At 67.2% G+C, this 16605-nt stretch carries 17 protein-coding genes; 5 read left to right on the top strand and 12 right to left on the bottom strand.

What is annotated here, in order from left to right:
* Nucleotides 1-22: 22 nt before the first annotated feature.
* The 11 genes from ABDW31_RS17890 to coxB form a co-directional block, all read right to left on the bottom strand.
* Complete coding sequence (locus ABDW31_RS17890) at nt 23-601, bottom strand: GNAT family protein (protein WP_184714437.1); 579 nt, start codon at nt 599-601, stop codon at nt 23-25.
* A 56-nt stretch (nt 602-657) separates the two neighbouring features.
* Complete coding sequence (locus tag ABDW31_RS17885) at nt 658-1929, bottom strand: pitrilysin family protein (protein ID WP_343699295.1); 1272 nt, start codon at nt 1927-1929, stop codon at nt 658-660.
* A 46-nt stretch (nt 1930-1975) separates the two neighbouring features.
* Nucleotides 1976-3373, bottom strand: a complete 1398-nt coding sequence (gene thrC / locus ABDW31_RS17880; protein ID WP_343699294.1) for a threonine synthase — start codon at nt 3371-3373, stop codon at nt 1976-1978.
* Nucleotides 3373-4068 carry an SURF1 family cytochrome oxidase biogenesis protein gene (locus ABDW31_RS17875; RefSeq protein ID WP_343699293.1) on the bottom strand — a complete coding sequence of 232 codons (696 nt, stop codon included), beginning with the start codon at nt 4066-4068 and terminating at the stop codon, nt 3373-3375. Before ABDW31_RS17875 ends, thrC begins: the two co-directional genes overlap by 1 nt.
* On the bottom strand, nt 4061-4423 hold the full coding sequence (locus ABDW31_RS17870; RefSeq protein WP_343699292.1) for a DUF983 domain-containing protein: 363 nt from the start codon (nt 4421-4423) through the stop codon (nt 4061-4063). The genes ABDW31_RS17875 and ABDW31_RS17870 overlap by 8 nt, the downstream gene beginning before the upstream one ends.
* Before the next feature lie 69 nt (nt 4424-4492).
* Nucleotides 4493-5365, bottom strand: a complete 873-nt coding sequence (locus tag ABDW31_RS17865; RefSeq protein ID WP_184714447.1) for a cytochrome c oxidase subunit 3 — start codon at nt 5363-5365, stop codon at nt 4493-4495.
* Between the two features lie 71 nt (nt 5366-5436).
* Nucleotides 5437-6105, bottom strand: coding sequence for a cytochrome c oxidase assembly protein (locus ABDW31_RS17860; protein WP_343699291.1), 669 nt, complete (start codon nt 6103-6105; stop codon nt 5437-5439).
* Nucleotides 6086-6235, bottom strand: a complete 150-nt coding sequence (locus ABDW31_RS17855) for a hypothetical protein (protein WP_343699290.1) — start codon at nt 6233-6235, stop codon at nt 6086-6088. The genes ABDW31_RS17860 and ABDW31_RS17855 overlap by 20 nt, the downstream gene beginning before the upstream one ends.
* Nucleotides 6232-7236: a heme o synthase gene (cyoE, locus tag ABDW31_RS17850; RefSeq protein ID WP_343699289.1), complete on the bottom strand. Its 1005-nt coding sequence runs from the start codon at nt 7234-7236 to the stop codon at nt 6232-6234. The genes ABDW31_RS17855 and cyoE overlap by 4 nt, the downstream gene beginning before the upstream one ends.
* 100 nt (nt 7237-7336) lie before the next feature.
* Nucleotides 7337-9001, bottom strand: a complete 1665-nt coding sequence (ctaD, locus tag ABDW31_RS17845) for a cytochrome c oxidase subunit I (protein WP_184714456.1) — start codon at nt 8999-9001, stop codon at nt 7337-7339.
* A gap of 23 nt (nt 9002-9024) precedes the next feature.
* A complete protein-coding gene (gene coxB / locus ABDW31_RS17840) occupies nt 9025-9966 on the bottom strand; it encodes a cytochrome c oxidase subunit II (RefSeq protein ID WP_184714458.1) in 942 nt (313 codons plus the stop codon).
* A gap of 366 nt (nt 9967-10332) precedes the next feature.
* Between coxB and ABDW31_RS17835 the strand changes: the two genes are divergently transcribed.
* The 4 genes from ABDW31_RS17835 to tldD are packed head-to-tail and all read left to right on the top strand — an operon-like array spanning nt 10333 to nt 13537.
* Nucleotides 10333-10659 carry a PadR family transcriptional regulator gene (locus ABDW31_RS17835; RefSeq protein WP_184714460.1) on the top strand — a complete coding sequence of 109 codons (327 nt, stop codon included), beginning with the start codon at nt 10333-10335 and terminating at the stop codon, nt 10657-10659.
* Nucleotides 10656-11219, top strand: coding sequence for a DUF1700 domain-containing protein (locus ABDW31_RS17830; RefSeq protein WP_184714462.1), 564 nt, complete (start codon nt 10656-10658; stop codon nt 11217-11219). Before ABDW31_RS17835 ends, ABDW31_RS17830 begins: the two co-directional genes overlap by 4 nt.
* A gap of 21 nt (nt 11220-11240) precedes the next feature.
* Complete coding sequence (locus ABDW31_RS17825) at nt 11241-12056, top strand: DUF2807 domain-containing protein (RefSeq protein WP_343699288.1); 816 nt, start codon at nt 11241-11243, stop codon at nt 12054-12056.
* Nucleotides 12057-12106: 50 nt separating this feature from the next.
* A complete protein-coding gene (gene tldD, locus ABDW31_RS17820) occupies nt 12107-13537 on the top strand; it encodes a metalloprotease TldD (RefSeq protein WP_184714466.1) in 1431 nt (476 codons plus the stop codon).
* Between the two features lie 351 nt (nt 13538-13888).
* On the opposite strand, the gene ABDW31_RS17815 is transcribed toward tldD, so the two are convergent.
* On the bottom strand, nt 13889-15793 hold the full coding sequence (locus ABDW31_RS17815; RefSeq protein WP_343699287.1) for an oligopeptide:H+ symporter: 1905 nt from the start codon (nt 15791-15793) through the stop codon (nt 13889-13891).
* Nucleotides 15794-16010: 217 nt separating this feature from the next.
* Here ABDW31_RS17815 and ABDW31_RS17810 point away from each other — a divergent pair, with 217 nt between their 5' ends.
* Entirely contained in the window at nt 16011-16541 is a 531-nt protein-coding gene (locus tag ABDW31_RS17810; protein WP_343699286.1) for a DUF427 domain-containing protein, read from the top strand.
* Nucleotides 16542-16605 lie beyond the last annotated feature (64 nt).

Here is a 16605-nt window from a genome sequence, read left to right as displayed (position 1 = left end):
GTCCGCGCATGGGCCCCAGCGCCTAATCGGGCGCAACCATGCCGAACAGACGATGATCTCGCCAACCGCCGTTAATTTTCAAATAAGCGGGCGCGTATCCTTCCTCGCGGAAGCCACATTTCATCAACAGGCCGGCCGACGCATCGTTTTCCGGCATGCAGGCCGCTTCCAGCCGGTGAAGCCCCAAACCCTGGAAAGAAAAGCGGATCAGCGTCTCGACGGCGTCGGCCATGTGGCCCTGGCGCGTGAAAGGCTGGCCGATCCAGTAGCCGATGGTCCCGGTCTGGGCGACACCACGCCGCACGTGGAAAAGTCGCACGGCACCGATCAGGGCGTCGTCTTCCCGACGGAAGATGAAGAACGGATAGGCCTCGCCCAGCTCCAGTTCGCGAGCATAGGCGGCCAGGCGGGCGCGGAAGGCGGCGCGGGAAAGGTCGTTCTCCGGCCAGGTCGGCTCCCACGGCTCCAGGAAGGCGCGCGAGCGGGCGCGCAGGGTCGCCCACGGCCGATGGTCCTGCGGCCGGGGCGGCCGCAGATAGACGCCGCGCCCTTGCAGCTGCAGACGCGGACGGATCTTCAGGAACGGCAGCAAGGCGGACACGTCAGGCGGCGTTGGGGACACGGTTCTGGATCAGTCACGGACGCCACCTTTCACCGTCAGGACGCGGAGAACAACGCCTTGTCGAACGCCTCGCCGGCCTTCAGAGCCGACTTGGCCCCCAGCACGGCGGTGGCGGCGCGACGGCCCGACAGCAGGCGGGCGGCCAGGCGGGCGACGTCGGCGGGCGTCACCGCATCGACCTCGGCCGCCAGCTCGGTCGGCGGATAGAGCCGGTCGAACAGCAGCACCTGGCCGGCGCCCTGCTCAGCGCGCGACAGAGGCTGCTCGCGGGCCATGAACATGTGGGCCTTCAGCTGGGCCTTGGCGCGGGCCAGTTCGGCGTCCTCGATGCGGTCGGCCAGCTTCAGGATCTCGCCGGCGCAGACCTTGGCGGTTTCCACCGCATCGCCGGCCGCGCAGCCGGCATAGACGCCCAGCGCGCCGTGGTCGGCATAGGTGTCGGCATAGGCGTCGATATTGTAGGCCAGACCGCGCTTCTCGCGGGCTTCCTGGAACAGGCGCGAGGACATGCCCCCGCCCAGGCACTCGGCAAAGATCCGCAGGGCGAAATAGTCGTCCTCGCGCGAGCCGCAGGCCGGCAGCATGAAGACCAGATGCGCCTGCTCCAGCTTGCGGGCCTCGGCCTGCGGGCCGCCGACGAAGGCGGCCGGGGCCGGCACGGCCGCGCCGGGCGTGGCGGGCAGGTCGCCGAACGCCCGCTCGGCGGCGGCCATCAGTTCGGCCTCGCTGACCGCGCCCGTGGCGCTGACCACCAGGCGGTCGGCGGCATAGAGCGAGGCGCGCCAGTCGGACAGGGCCTCGACCGTGGCGGCCTCGACGGTCGCGTCGCTGCCCAGGATCGGACGGCCCACCGGGTGGTCGCCCCAGCTGGCGCGCTGGATCAGGTCGAAGACATAGTCGTCGGGCGCGTCGGCGGCCTCGGCGATCTCCTGGGCCACGACCTGCTTCTCGCGGGTCAGGTCGGCGGGATCCAGCGTGGGGCGACGCACCAGGTCGGCGACGACGTCCATGCCCAGATCCAAACCCCCTTTGAGGGCCCGCACCTGGAAGCTGGTGCGCTCATAGCCGGTGGCGGCGTTGATCGAGCCGCCTTCGCTCTCGATGACCTCGACGATGTCGCGCGAGGAACGCTGGCCCGCGCCCTTGAACACCATGTGCTCCAGAAGGTGCGACCAGCCCGACCGCGCCGGATCCTCATAGGCCGCCCCGCGCCCCGCCACGACGGTCAGGGCCAGGGTCTCGAGGCCGGGCATCGGGTCACAGACGACGCGGACGCCGTTCTTCAGGGTGCGGAGGGAGGCGGTCATGTGGCGGGGTATCTAGGATGCCGCGCCGCTAAACGCCAGCTTTCCCTCAGCTATTGGCCGCGAAGGTCCGCACGAAGGCCTTGATCGTCCCGCCGTCGGCCGGCAGGCGCTCGAACTTTTCCGGCTTCTTGGAAAGGTCAGGCGTGGCGCGCGGGGTCGAGGGCAGCAGGCCCGTGGCGGCCTGGACCGCTTCGGGGAACTTGGCCGGGTGGGCGGTCGACAGCACGACGACCGGCACCGAGGCCGGCACGTCGACGCCCTGCGCCGCGGCCAGGCCGACGGCGGTGTGGGGGTCGATGACCTCGCCGGTCTCGTTCAGGGTCGAGAGCATGGTCTTGGCGGTGTCGGCCTCGGTGACCGACGCGCCGCGGAACAGCTCGCGCATCCAGGCATAGGCGGCCGGCGGGATGTCCAGCAGGCCGGTGTCGGCGAAGGCGCGGAAGGCCCGACCGGTCTCGGTGCCGTCGCGGCGGACGGCTTCGAAGTACAGGCGCTCGAAGTTCGACGCGACCTGGATATCCATGGCCGGGCTCTGGGTCGCCGCCACCGCGCCGCGCGCATAGCGGCCGGTCTCGAAGGCGCGGGCCAGGATGTCGTTGGAATTGGTCGCCGCGGTCACCGAGTGGATCGGCAGGCCAAGCTTCTTGGCCACGAAGGCGGCATAGGCGTCGCCGAAATTGCCCGTCGGGACCACGAAGGCCACTTCGCGGTTCGGCGCGCCGAGCGCGACGGCCGAGGTGAAGTAGTAGACGCTCTGGGCCGCGATCCGCGCCCAGTTGATCGAGTTGACGCCCGACAGGTCCACCGCGTGGCGGAACTGGTCGTCCTGGAAGGCCTGCTTGACGATGTGCTGGCAGTCGTCGAACGAGCCCAGCACCGAGACGCAGGCCACGTTGGCGTCGGCGGCCGTGGTCATGAACCGGCGCTGCACCTCGCTGATGCGACCTTCCGGGAAGAGGGCGACGATGCGGGCGTTCTTGCGACCGCGGAACGCCTCGACGGCCGCGCCGCCGGTGTCGCCCGAGGTGGCGCAGATGATGGTCATCTTCCGCGACTGGCGCTCCAGCACGTAGTCGTACAGGCGACCCAGCAGCTGCATGGCGACGTCCTTGAACGCCAGGGTCGGGCCGTGGAACAGCTCCAGCAGGTAGCGGTTGGCCGTCAGTTGCTTGACCGGGACGACGGCGGTGTGGGCGAAGCTGGCATAGGCCTCCTCGCACATCTGGCGCAGGTCATCGGCCGGGATGTCGTCGCCGACGAACTTGCCGACCACGGCGGCGGCCACCTCGGCGTACGGCTTGCCCGCGAAGCCCGCGATCTCGGCGGCCGAGAAGGCCGGCCACTCGGCGGGCACGTACAGGCCGCCGTCGGGCGCCAGGCCGGCCAGCACCGCGTCGAGGAAGCCGATGGTCGCGGCCTGGCCGCGGGTCGATACGTAGCGCATCAGGGTCTCAATCTCCGCCAGAGCATGGCGGCATAGATAAACAGCAGGGTTACGGCAAGACCGAACCACGTCAGGGCGTATTCCAGGTGCCGATTGGAAATTTCTACCGGCAAGGGCGCCACGGTGACGCCATCGACCTTGGGCGAGACCTGCTCGGCCATCAAAATGTAGGAAGACGGGTTCTCGCCCATCACCGAGAGCAGCGTCTTGCGGCGTTCCTTGCTCATCTGCTCAGGCTGGACCAGCACGCCGACGACGCGCCCCGGTGCGCGATAGGCGACGGGGGCCGGATTGGGATTGCCTGTCAGCGCGTCGATGACGCCAAGATCAATCAGGATCACATCGTTGACAGCGCCGCTCAGTTCGCAAGTGACCGTAGGTCGCCAAACCATCTGGCCCTCACGCACTGCATAGGTCAGCGGGAGGTTGGCGACGCGATCGGGCTTAGCCGGTCCGCAATCCGTTTCGACTCGGGTCCAGGAGACGTCATCGCCCTTGGCAGAGGCGGCCAGCACGGGCGCCAGCGGCACGGCCGGCGCGGCCTTCAGCTTTTCCAGGCGGACCAGCAGGTCCTCCTTCCAGCGCAGGCGCTGCATCTGCCAGGTCCCGAGACCGCACAGGATCACGAACGAGATCCCGACCGCGATCGTCAGGCCGATCGGGAAGCCGGGCTTCTTGGTGGGGTTCTCAGACATGATCGCGCCCCGCTTCGGAAGCCTTCTGGGCGACCTGGGCGGCGACCATCAGGCCCTTGGCCGGTCGCATCAGGCCCAGGGTGATGACGAACACCGCCGGCAGCCAGACGATCAGCAGCGCCCACACCGGCCAGTTCCAGGCGAACATCGAGAACAGCGCCCCGAACGCGCAGATGGTCCCGGCGATCAGGATCACGAAGGTCGCTGCGCCGTCGCCGGTCTCGTACTTGCCCAGCTCGAAGCCGCAGGCCTCGCAGGTCGGGGCCACCTTCAGGAAGCCCTCGAACAGATGCCCCTCGCCGCAGTGAGGGCAGAGGCTGCGCGCGCCGGCGCTGTAGGGGTTGGTCTTCGTCATGCACAGGCCTTGAAACGAAAAAGGCCCGGAACGCTGGTCGGCGTTCCGGGCCCCTTTGATCCTTGGATCTTAGTGGGCCGAGGCCCCGAAGATCACGTAGATGAACGCGAACAGGAACAGCCAGACCACGTCCACGAAGTGCCAGTACCAGGCGGCGGCTTCGAAGCCGAAGTGCTGCTTGGGCGTGAAGGCGCCATTCATCAGGCGGATCAGGCAGACGATCAGGAAGATCGTGCCAACGAACACGTGGAAGCCGTGGAAGCCGGTGGCCAGGAAGAAGGTCGAACCGTACAGGCCCGAGTTCACGGCGGCTTCCGAATAGAACAGCTGCTCGTGGTTGATGTGGGCGTATTCGACCACCTGGATGCAGGTGAACAGCGCGCCCAGCAGCACGGTCAGGATCAGGCCCCACTTGGCGCCCTTGCGGTCGCCGACTTGCAGAGCGTGGTGAGCCCAGGTCACGGTCGTGCCCGACAGCAGCAGGGTCAGGGTGTTGACCAGCGGCAGGCGCCAGGCCGAGACGGTCTCGACGCCGGCCGGCGGCCAGGTGGCCCAGGCGGTGCGGACTTCCTCGATGGTCGAGAGTTCACGATGGCCGTGGAACAGGGCCATTTCGAAGAACATCCAGAACCAGGCCACGAAGAACATCACTTCCGAAGCGATGAACAGGATCATGCCGTAGCGCAGGCCGATCGAGACGACCGGGGTGTGATCGCCGGCCTTGGCTTCCTTGGCCACGTCCGACCACCAGCCGAACATGGTGTACAGCACGCCGGCCAAGCCTGCGGCGAAGATCGCCCAGTTGCCCTTTTCCATGCCGAGGAAGCCGCCCTTGACCCAGCCGATCAGGCCAACGGCCATGACGACCGAAGCCATCGAGCCGACGAACGGCCACGGGCTGGGCGGAAGGATGTGGTAGTCGTGTTTGACTGCGCCGGCCATGTTGCTGCTAACCCTTATATCCCTCTGACCACGGTCGCCGGTCCCCCTACGCCGTAGTCCTTAAGTGAACGCTATAGCCCTCTCGACGGCGTGCCGCCAAGGGGTTCCACGATGCGAGGCGAAGCCGCCGCGGCGACTTTGCTATTCTTGTCGTCATCCACCGCCGGGAAGAAGGTGTAGCTGAGCGTGAGCTCGCTCTTGCCCTTGGTCTCCGGGTCGTCGACGAATTTCGGATCGATGAAGTAGACGATCGGGAATTCCACCGTCTGGTGAGGCTGGATCGTCTGGCTGGTGAAGCAGAAGCATTCCAGCTTCTGGAAGTACGGCCCCGCCGATTCCGGCACCACATTGTAGAGCGCGCGGCCGGTGATCGGCTTGTCGGTGGGGTTGGTGACCTTGAAGAAGGCCAGGCCCGTCTCGCCGATGCGCAGGTCCTGGCTGGCCTGCATGGTCTGGAAGGTCCAGGGCAGGTCGCGCAGGTTGGCGTCGAAGCGGACGGTGATCTTGCGGTCCAGGATCGTGGTCGGGGCGACCTCGGCCTTGCGGACGGTGCCGTCGAAGCCGGTGACCTGGCAGAACAGCTTGTACAGCGGCACGGCGGCATAGGCCGCGCCGACCATGCCGAAGAAGGCGACGCCGCAGATCAACGCCACCCGGCCGTTGCGGCGGGCCATGGCCTCTTGCGGCGTCAGCGGGGCCGCCTTCCCCTTTGGCGGCGCCTTAGGCGTGCGGGTGAACATTGCCAGCGAGCCTCACCAGGGTGACCACGAACACCAGGATGACAAAGCTGGCCAGGCCCAGGGCCAGGGCCAGGTTGCGGCCGTTGCGCGCCTTCTTGGCCGCGTCCTTGTTGTCGAGCGGTTGGTTCACTTCAGCAGCTCCAGCGCATGCACCCCGGCCACGGCCTCGCCCAGCAGGGCGGCGAACAGGGCGAAGAGATAGAGGATCGAGAAGGCGAACAGGTTACGGGCGGCCTTGGCGCCGGCGGCCTTTTCGTCCTCGGAGACGTCGTACAGGGCCCGGTCGGCCACGCGCGGATCCGCCGCGTCGCCGGCCTTGCTGGCGAACACCCGCCAGGCCAGCAGCAGGAACACCAGACCGCCCAGGGCCGCGACGGCCAGATACAGCGGGCCGCCCAGGCCGGTGAAGGCCGGGATCAGGCAGATGGGCGTGAAGATCAGGCTGTAGATCAGGATCTGCTTGCGCGTTTCCTTGGCGCCCTTGACCACCGGCAGCATCGGCACGCCGGCCTTGGCGTAGTCGGTGGTGACGTACAGCGACAGCGCCCAGAAGTGCGGCGGCGTCCAGAAGAAGATGATGGCCACCATCAGCCAGGCGTTCAGCGGGGCCGAGCCCGTGGCCGCGGCCCAGCCGATGGCGGGCGGCAGGGCGCCGGCCAGGCCGCCGATGACGATGTTCTGCGCCGTCCAGCGCTTGAGCCACATCGTGTAGACGACGGCGTAGAAGACGATGGTGAAGGCCAGCAGGCCCGCGGCGAACCAGTTGATGGCGAAGCCGAGGAACATCACCGAGAGCAGGGACAGGACCACGCCCAGCGTGGCGGCCTCCTCGCCCTTGACCTTGCCGGCCGGGACGGGACGGCCGCGGGTGCGGCGCATCTGCTGGTCGATGTCGGCGTCGTACCACATGTTCAGCGCGCCCGAGGCCCCGGCCCCTACGGCAATGCACAGCACGGCGATCGCGCCCAGGACGGGATGGATGGGCGCGCGGGCGGCCAGCAGGCCGGTCAGACCGGTGAACACCACCAGCGACATCACGCGCGGCTTCATCAGCTGGAAGTAATCCTGCCAGCGCGCGGTGCTCGAATTGTCCGGGATGGTCTCCGGGGTCATGGCGGCGATCTTCGACATGTCGGCTTCAATATCGGTCTTGATGGGCGAAGGGCGCGGCCCGGACCCTGGTTCGGATCCAGACCGCGCCCCCGCTTGGTCCAGGTTGGGAGGCAGCCCGTTAGTGGTGGCTGTCTTCCTTGATCACCGGCGGTTCGCTGAACTGGTGGAACGGCGGCGGCGACGACAGGGTCCATTCCAGCGTGGTGGCGCCTTCGCCCCACGGATTGGCTTCACCCTTGCGGCGACGGATCGCGGCTTCCAGCAGCATCAGCAGGAAGATGCCCACGCCGACGACGGTGATCATGTAACCGACCGACGAGACGTAGTTCCACTTCGTGAAGGCTTCCGGATAATCGATGTAGCGGCGCGGCATGCCCTGCAGGCCCAGGAAGTGCTGCGGGAAGAACACCAGGTTCACGCCGACGAACATCACCCAGAAGTGGGCGGCGCCGAGGAACTCGTTGTACTTGATGCCGAACATCTTCTCGAACCAGTAGTAGAAGCCCGCGAAGATGGCGAAGACGGCGCCCAGCGACAGCACGTAGTGGAAGTGCGCCACGACGTAGTAGGTGTCGTGCAGGCTGTAGTCGATGCCGGCGTTCGACAGGACGACGCCGGTGACGCCGCCGACCGTGAACAGGAAGATGAAGCCGATCGCCCACAGCATCGGGGTCTTGAAGCTGATCGAACCGCCCCACATCGTGGCGATCCAGCTGAAGATCTTCACGCCCGTCGGGACGGCGATGATCATCGTGGCGGCCACGAAGTAGGCGCGCAGGTTGATGCTCATGCCGACGGTGTACATGTGGTGAGCCCACACGACGAAGCCGACGAAGCCGATGGCGACCATCGCGTAGGCCATCGCCAGGTAGCCGAAGACCGGCTTCTTGGAGAAGGTCGAGACGATGTGGCTGATGATGCCGAACCCGGGCAGGATCAGGATGTACACTTCCGGGTGACCGAAGAACCAGAACAGGTGCTGGAACATGACGGGGTCGCCGCCGGCGGCCGGGTCGAAGAAGTGGGTGCCGAAGTTACGGTCAGTCAGCAGCATGGTGATGGCGCCGGCCAGGACGGGCAGCGACAGCAGCAGCAGGAAGGCGGTGATCAGCACCGACCAGGCGAACAGCGGCATGCGGTGCAGGGTCATGCCCGGCGCGCGCATGTTGAAGATCGTGGTGATGAAGTTGATCGCGCCCAGGATCGACGAAGCGCCGGCCAGGTGGAGCGACAGGATCGCCAGGTCCATGGCCGGACCCTTGTGACCGATGGTCGACAGGGGCGGATAGATCGTCCAGCCGCCGCCGAAGCCGTGGCCCGGGCCGCCGTCGACGAACATCGACAGGCAGAGCAGGATCCAGGCGGCGACCAGCAGCCAGAACGAGATGTTGTTCATCCGCGGGAAGGCCATGTCCGGCGCGCCGATCATGATCGGAACGAACCAGTTGCCGAAGCCGCCGATCATGGCGGGCATGACCATGAAGAAGATCATGATCAGGGCGTGGGCGGTGACGACGGCGTTGTAGCCGTGCTTGCCCTTGAAGATGCCCATCTGGGCCAGCAGGCCGGTGTCGGAGAACACCTGGATGCCCGGCTCCATCAGCTCCCAGCGGATCAGGCCCGACAGGGCGCCGCCGACCAGGCCCGCCATGATGGCGAACAGCAGGTACAGGGTGCCGATGTCCTTGTGGTTCGTCGAGAAGAACCAGCGGGCGAAGAAGGGCGGCTTGTGGTCGGCGTCGTCGTGACCGCCGTGGCCATGAGTGTCTGCGGCGTGAGCCATCGGACTTCTATCCTACAGGTATCTTAGGCCGCCGGCGCGGCGGGAGCCGCGGCCGGGACGGAAGCGGGAGCGGCGGCCGGAGCCGAGGCGGGGGTCGCGCCAGAAGCCACGGGGGCATCAGCAGCAGCAGCCGGCGCGGCGGCCGGAGCCGGCGGAGCCTTCTTGGCGGCGACCCAAGCGTCGAACTGCGCTTGCGTCACGACCTGGATCTCGATCGGCATGTTGGCATGGTCGACGCCGCACAGTTCCGAGCACTGACCGTAGAAGACGCCGGTCTTCTCGGCCTTGAACCAGGTTTCGTTCAGGCGGCCTGGGATGGCGTCGATCTTCAGACCGAAGGCCGGCAGGGCGAAGGCGTGGATGACGTCGGCGCCGGTGACCTGCACGCGGACAACCTGGTTCACCGGGACGACCATCGCGTTATCGGCGGCCAGCAGGTACGGGACCTTCTTGGCTTCGGCCTGTTCCTTGGTCAGCGGCAGCGACACGATCTCGCTGACCTCTTGGTCAGGATACTCGTAGCCCCAGTACCACTGATAGCCCGTGGCCTTCACGGTCATGTAGGGCTTGGGCATGTCGTTGTAGTGGAACAGCAGCCGGAACGAGAAGATGGCGATGACCATCAGGATCAGCACCGGGACCAGGGTCCAGATGATCTCGATCGTGGTGTTGTGGCTGAACTTGGCCGGGACCGGGTTCGCTTTCTTGTTGTAGCGCACCGCGATCCAGATCAGCAGGCCCAGCACCAGCAGGGTGATCAGCGTGATGATCGGCAGCAGGATGATGTTGTGGAACCAGATCGCGTGGTGCTTCAGCTCCGACGCGGCGGGCTGCAGATCGATGGCCCCCGGAGTCGGCTGGCCCATCAGATCTTCGGCGAGGGCGTGCCCCGCGAAAACGACACTGGCGGCGAGCGCGCTGGCGCCCGTCAAGACCCGCCGAATCCCCGAAAATTGCGCCTTCATATCCCTCACGGCCCGTTTCGGCGGCGATTTGACATCAATCAATGTCACGCCGCGCCGACTTGATTAGTACGACCCCGATGATGGCGGGAGCCACGACCGGCGCGGTCCAAAAGGACACACGTCGACGCCCAGCCCGCCCCAAAAAGGCCGATCCGCAGGCTGCATACGCGCATCGTCCCCTGTTGCCAAGCGCCAGAGACCACGCTCTGAGCATGGGATTGGCGCGCCTCGCCTCCAGCCCCCGGAAAACCTGCGCCGCAACGGCTTCCCGCAATTTCCGCATCATTACGTATCGTTCATGAGTAGGTACCTTGCGATGCGCAGTACCTGGCGGTAGAAGAGAGCATCCAAGGAGGCGAGGACGACGTGCCGGAAGCCATTGAAATTCAACTGAAGAAAGGCGTGCTGGCGCTGTGTGTGCTGGCCTTGCTCTCGCACGCCGACAGCTACGCCTATGAGATCGCCAGCAGGCTGACGAAGGACATCGATATGGGGGAAGGGACGATCTATCCGCTGATGCGTCGCATGCAGTCGGATGGTCTGGTGGAAACCTATCTGGTCGAGAGCCAGAGCGGCCCGCCGCGCAAATATTACCGCCTGACGGCCGCCGGCCGTCGCAGCTTCGAGCAGCAGAAGGCCGAGTGGGCGACCTTCTCGAACGCCGTCAACGCCATCGTGGGAGCCGCCGCATGACCCGCGCCGAGTTCATGACCCGCCTGCGTCGCGGCCTGGCCGGCCTGCCGGTGACCACCATCGCCGACATCGTCGCCGACCACGAGGCCCACTTCGCCGACGCCCAGGAAGCCGGGCGCAGCGAAGAGGAAGTGGCCGCCGCCCTGGGCGATCCGGACCGACTGGCCCGCGAGCTGCGCGCCGAAAACGGCCTCAAGCAGTGGGAGGAGCGCAAGAACCCCTCCAACGCCATGGCCGCCGTCATCGCCCTGCTGGGCCTGGGCGCGCTGGACATCATGATCCTGCTGCCCCTGCTGATGGGCGTGCTGGGGACCCTGTTCGGCATGCTGGTGGCCGTGGTCGCCGTCTTCGTCGGCGGCGGCCTGGTGTTCGCCGTCGGCCCGCTGACCGGACCGCCTGGCGGCCCGATCACCGCCTTCCTGACCGGCCTGGGCCTGATGGGCGTGGCGACCTGCCTGGGCGCCCTGCTGACCATCGTCACGGTCGGCGTCTTCAACGCGGTCGTCTGGTACGCCCGCCTTCACTTCCGGCTGCTCAAGCCGGCCCTTGAACAAGCCTAAGCGGGACAAGGAGGGGACACCATGTTGATCCGCAATTCACTGATCGTCGCCGGAGCCAGCTTCGCGCTCGCCGTCGGCTGCTTCGCCGGGGTGGCGGCCATCGCCGGCCCTGAAATCCTCAAGAACGGCTGGACCATCCCGCTGAACCAGGACGACACCATCGTCATCCGCGAGAACGGCAAGGTGATCCGCGCCAGCGGCAGCCACTTCGTCCGGGGCGAGCGCATGACGCCCAGCATCGATCGCACCTTCGCGTGGACGGGCAAGGACGAGCTGCGCGTCGACCTGCCGATCGACGTGGTCTTCGTCCAGGGCGCAGAGGCCAAGATCGTCGCCTCGGGCCCCAAGGCCTATATCGACCGCCTGAAGGTGGACGGCGGCCACATCAGCCTGGACGGCAACGACGGCGTTGACCAAGACAGCGTCACGATCAGCGCCTTCGGCGTGCATATCCGCAGCGATTCCGACCGGGTGAAAATCACGGTCATCGCGCCGGACGTCACCAAGTTCGACGTGCGCGGCTCGGGCGACCTGGACATCCGCAAGTACGACCACCCCGCCTTCGCCGTGTCGGTCAGCGGCAGCGGCGATGTGGACGCCTCGGGCCGGGTCGACGCGGTGACGATCGACAACTCGGGCTCGGGCTACGTCAATCTGGCCGACCTGAAGGCCAAGACGGCGAGCGTCGACATCTCCGGCAGCGGCGGCGGCGCGCTGTTCGCCACCTCCCTGGCCAAGATCGACATCTCGGGCAGCGGCGATCTGGAACTGCGCACCGAACCCAAGACGGTGAACAGCGAGATCAGCGGCTCGGGCGAGATCCGCCGGGAGTACTGAGAATCGGGAGCGGGGTGACGGACGCGTTCGGAAGGCCTACCTGTAGGCGCATGAACGCTCCCATCTCCGCTCCTTCCCTGCTGGACGCCGCTGGCGTCGATTCCGAACGCGCCCGGGACATCCTGGGCCAGGCCCTGGCCGGCGCCGACGACGGCGAGCTGTTCCTCGAGCGCTCCGAGAGCGAGGCCTTCGTCTTCGACGACGGACGCCTCAAGAGCGCCTCCTATGATTCGGGCGAGGGTTTCGGCCTGCGCGTGGTGGCCGGCGAGACCGCCGGTTACGCCCACGCCGCCGAGATTTCCGAAGCCGCCATCGGCCGCGCCGCCGATTCGGCCAAGCTGGCCAAGCGCGGCTATGCCGGCGTCAGCGCCGAGGGCCCGCGCTCGACCAACGAAAAGCTGTACGGCGAGGACAACCCCGTCAGCGCTCCCGACTTCTCCGACAAGGTCGCCCTGCTGCAAGAGATCGACGCCTTCGCCCGCGCCCGCGATCCGCGCGTCGTGCAGGTCATGGCCTCGATGGCCGGCGAGCGCCGCGTGGTCGAGATCCTGCGCGCCGACGGCAAGCTGATCCGCGACGTGCGCCCGCTGGTGCGGGTCAATGTCCAGGTCACCGTCGAGAAGGATGGCCGCCGCGAGACCGGCAATTCGGGCGCCGGCGGCCGCGCCGGCTTCTCGGCCTGGATCAGCCCCGACAAGTGGCAGGGCCAGGTCGACGAGGCCCTGCGCATGGCGCTGGTCAACCTGGACGCCGTCGCCTGCCCGGCCGGCGAGATGGACGTGGTCCTGGGCCCGGGCTGGAACGGCGTGCTGCTGCACGAGGCCGTCGGTCACGGCCTGGAAGGCGACTTCAACCGCAAGGGCATCAGCGCCTTCTCCGGCCGCATCGGCGAGCGCGTGGCCGCCAAGGGCGTCACCGTGTTCGACGACGGTTCGATCGCCGGCCGCCGCGGCTCACTGACCGTCGACGACGAGGGTACGCCCACCGAGCGCACCGTGCTGATCGAGGACGGCATCCTGGTCGGCTACATGCACGACCGCATGAGCGCCCGCCTGATGGGCATGAAGGCCACCGGCAACGGTCGTCGCCAGTCCTACGCCCACATGCCGATGCCGCGCATGACCAACACCGGCATGCTGGCCGGCAATGACGATCCGGCCGAGATGATCGCCTCGCTGAAGCGCGGCCTCTACTGCGCCAATTTCGGTGGCGGCCAGGTCGACATCACCAACGGCAAGTTCGTCTTCCAGTGCACCGAGGCCTACCTGGTCGAGGACGGCAAGATCACCGCCCCGGTCAAGGGCGCGACCCTGATCGGTGACGGCCCGTCGGCCCTGACCCGCGTGACGATGATCGGCAACGACTTCGACTTCGACCCCGGCATCGGCGTGTGCGGCAAGTCCGGCCAGGGCGTGCCGGTGGGCGTCGGCCAGCCATCGCTGAAGATCACCGGCCTGACCGTGGGCGGCACGGCGGTCTGATCCCTCTCCGCTTCCCCGGCGAAAGCCGGGGCCCAGATGCAAGAGCGCCCGCGGTCCCGACAGGATCGCGGGCGTTTCTGCATGCGCCTCACCGCCCTACGACCTGGGTCCCGGCTTTCGCCGGGAAGATCGGGATGGGAGAGGCGAACCTGTCGCAGGTTTAATCCACCTTTCGCGCTTGTAACTGTCCTCGAAGCGCCGCCGCACGCACGGTGCGCGGGCTTCGGGTCGGAGCGGAAAGCGGCCTTCGCCGGTATTGAGCCACCGCGAAGGCCGTTCCACCCGAAGGTGAGGCGCGGCCCCTCTGCGCCTCGGTGAAGGGCCCCGGTGAGCGCCGGGGCCCTTCGATCTTTAGGCCTGGCCCGAGACGCTGGGATCGGCCACCAAGCTGGCGTCGGTCTCGTCGGCGCCGTGCGACCACTTCTTGAGGACCGGCGCCAGCGCCAGGAACACCACGCCCAGGCCGATGGCGGCCAGGCCGATCACCTTGAAGACCAGCAGCGACTGGGCCATGGCGGCGGCGGGGTCCAGGACCTGGCCGCCGATGGTCTCGGTCGAGGCGATGGCCGCGATCCAGCTGCCGAACAGGTTGGCCATGGCCAGGGCCATGTACCAGACGGCCATCACGAAAGAGACCATCTGCAGCGGCGACAGCTTGGTCATCTGCGACAGGCCCACGGGCGACATGCACATCTCGCCGGTGGTGTGCAGCATGTACATCAGCACCAGGAAGATCAGCGGCATCTTGAAGGCGCCGTCGGCGAACGTGGCGCCGACCAGCAGGATCAGGAAGCCCGCCCCCACCTGGATCAGCGACAGGCCGAACTTGACCATGGCGCTGGGGTTCTTGCCGCGCGCCGTCAGCACCGTCCACAGGGCGGCGAAGACCGGGGCGAAGATCAGGATCCAGCCGGCGTTGATGGCCTGGGTCTGGGCGGCGTTGAAGTCGGTGTTGATCCAAAACTTGCCGGCCGTCGAGATCCCGGCCGCGGCCAGCTGGGCGGGCGCGCCCAGCACCACCGCCCCGCCGAACCACTCGACCGGCTTGGACAGCAGCTTGAGATCGACATTGGTGGCCGCGAACAGGTTCAGCGACGAGCCGGCCTGTTCGAACAGGGTCCAGAACACCACCGCGCCCAGCACCAGCACCGTGGCCAGCAGCAGGCGCTCGCGCTCGACCTTCTCGCACTTCACGAAGGCGAACCACAGGATGTAGCCCAGCGAGCCGAACATGCCGGCCAGCAGGGTGACATTGACCACCGGGGTGCGCTGGACCACCAGGAACACCGCCAGCACGGCCAGCAGCGACACGCCGTAGATCACCACCTCGCGGGTGATGGGGCCGGCGACCTTCTCCTTCAGCTTGGCGTCCGCGGGCGGCTCGCCCTTGCCCAGCAGCCAGGGCTTGCCCAGCACGAAGATCACGAAGCCGGCCAGCATCCCCAGGCCCGCCGCGCCGAAGCCGGCCCACCAGCCGAAGTTGACGCCCAGGATGCCGCACAGGATCGAGGCCCAGAACGAGCCCAGATTGATGCCGTAGTAGTAGAGGGTGAAGCCCGGGTCGCGGCGTGGATCGCCCTGCGGATAGAGCTGGCCAACCAGGGCCGCGACGTTCGACTTCATGAAGCCCACGCCGACGATGATCAGCGACAGCGCCAGCCAGAAGATGTTCAGGTACAGCGGGTCGCGACCGGCCACGTCCAGCTTGTACTCGCCCTTGGGCAGCACGGCCGGCAGCGGCGCGCCGGGGGGCAGGTCCTTGATCGCGAAGTCGCCCTTGGGGGTCGCGGTGACGTCATAGGGCTTGCCGGCCACGATCAGCTGAGCGGTGCGCGCGTCGCCGCGGCCCTCGGACTGGAACTCGTAGACCTGGCCGCCGAAGGCCAGGGTCTGCACCGCCGGCTTGCCTTCGACCGCCATGGCCAGGTGGCCGGCCACCAGCAGCAGGGCGCCGAACGCCACGGCCTTGCGGGTGCCCAGATAGCGGTCGGCCAGGAAGCCGCCCAACAGGGGCACGATATAGACCAGCGAGGTGTAGGAGCCGTAGTGGCCGCTGGCCGCCTTCGGGTCGAACAGGAAGTGCTGGGTCAGGTAGAAGATCAGCAGCGCCCGCATGCCGTAGTAGGAGAAGCGCTCCCACATCTCGGCCAGGAAGCAGATGATCAGGCCGCGCGGGTGGCCCTTCAGCAACTGCACGAGAACGGGGATGCCGGTCACGAGCGTGACCAGTATGCCGCCGGCGATGACGATGTTCATACGCGAACCTTGAAACGTGACGGGGCTGAGTTTTGACCCCCGGTCAAATCGCCCTCGCCTCCCCTGATTGGCGGGGAGAAGATCACGCAGCGGATGGTTTCACAAGCAACGGCATGCCGCCGACGCCGCGAACTTTCACCCCTGCGCGAGCCTCGGTTGAAGCTTTGCGGTGATTTCGTGCGTTTCCCTTGCGAACCCTTTCATGCGGAAGCGCCCGATGAAGATTCCAGACGAAAGCCATCCGATCACGCTCAGCCGCGCGCCGACCACGGTGCGCGTGCTGTTCGAAGGTCACGAGATCGCCGATAGCGACGATGTCCTGGTGCTGAAGGAGGCCGACTATCCGCCGGTCTACTACTTCCCCCGCCAGGACGTTGAGATGCTGTTCCTGCGCCGGACCGACAAGAAGACCCACTGTCCCTACAAGGGCGACGCCAGCTACTTCACCATCTATCGCGACGCCCAGGTGATCGAGGATGCGGTGTGGTCCTACGAGACGCCGTTCGCGGCTGTCGATCGGATCAAGGAGCGCGTGGCCTTCTATCCCGAGCACGTGGAGTTCCAGCTGGGCGGCCTGACGGCGGCGCGCGAGGTGGACGAGATCGTCCGCCACACCGACAGCGGCTCGGGCAGCAGCCAGGCCGCGCACTGGGAGCCGAACGTCTCGATGCCCGATCCCGACAAGGCCGAGCACGACATCGACGAGCCGCTGGTGCAGCAGCCCTACAAGGGCGTCGGCGCGATCTAGACGACGATTTTCAGGAGGGAAGCCGGGCTTAAGCCCGCCTTAACCGATGGGAGCGTGACCATGA

Source organism: Caulobacter sp. (assembly GCF_039596335.1).
In the GTDB taxonomy this organism is placed as follows: domain Bacteria; phylum Pseudomonadota; class Alphaproteobacteria; order Caulobacterales; family Caulobacteraceae; genus Caulobacter.
This window is presented reverse-complemented; position numbering and strand designations above follow the sequence as displayed.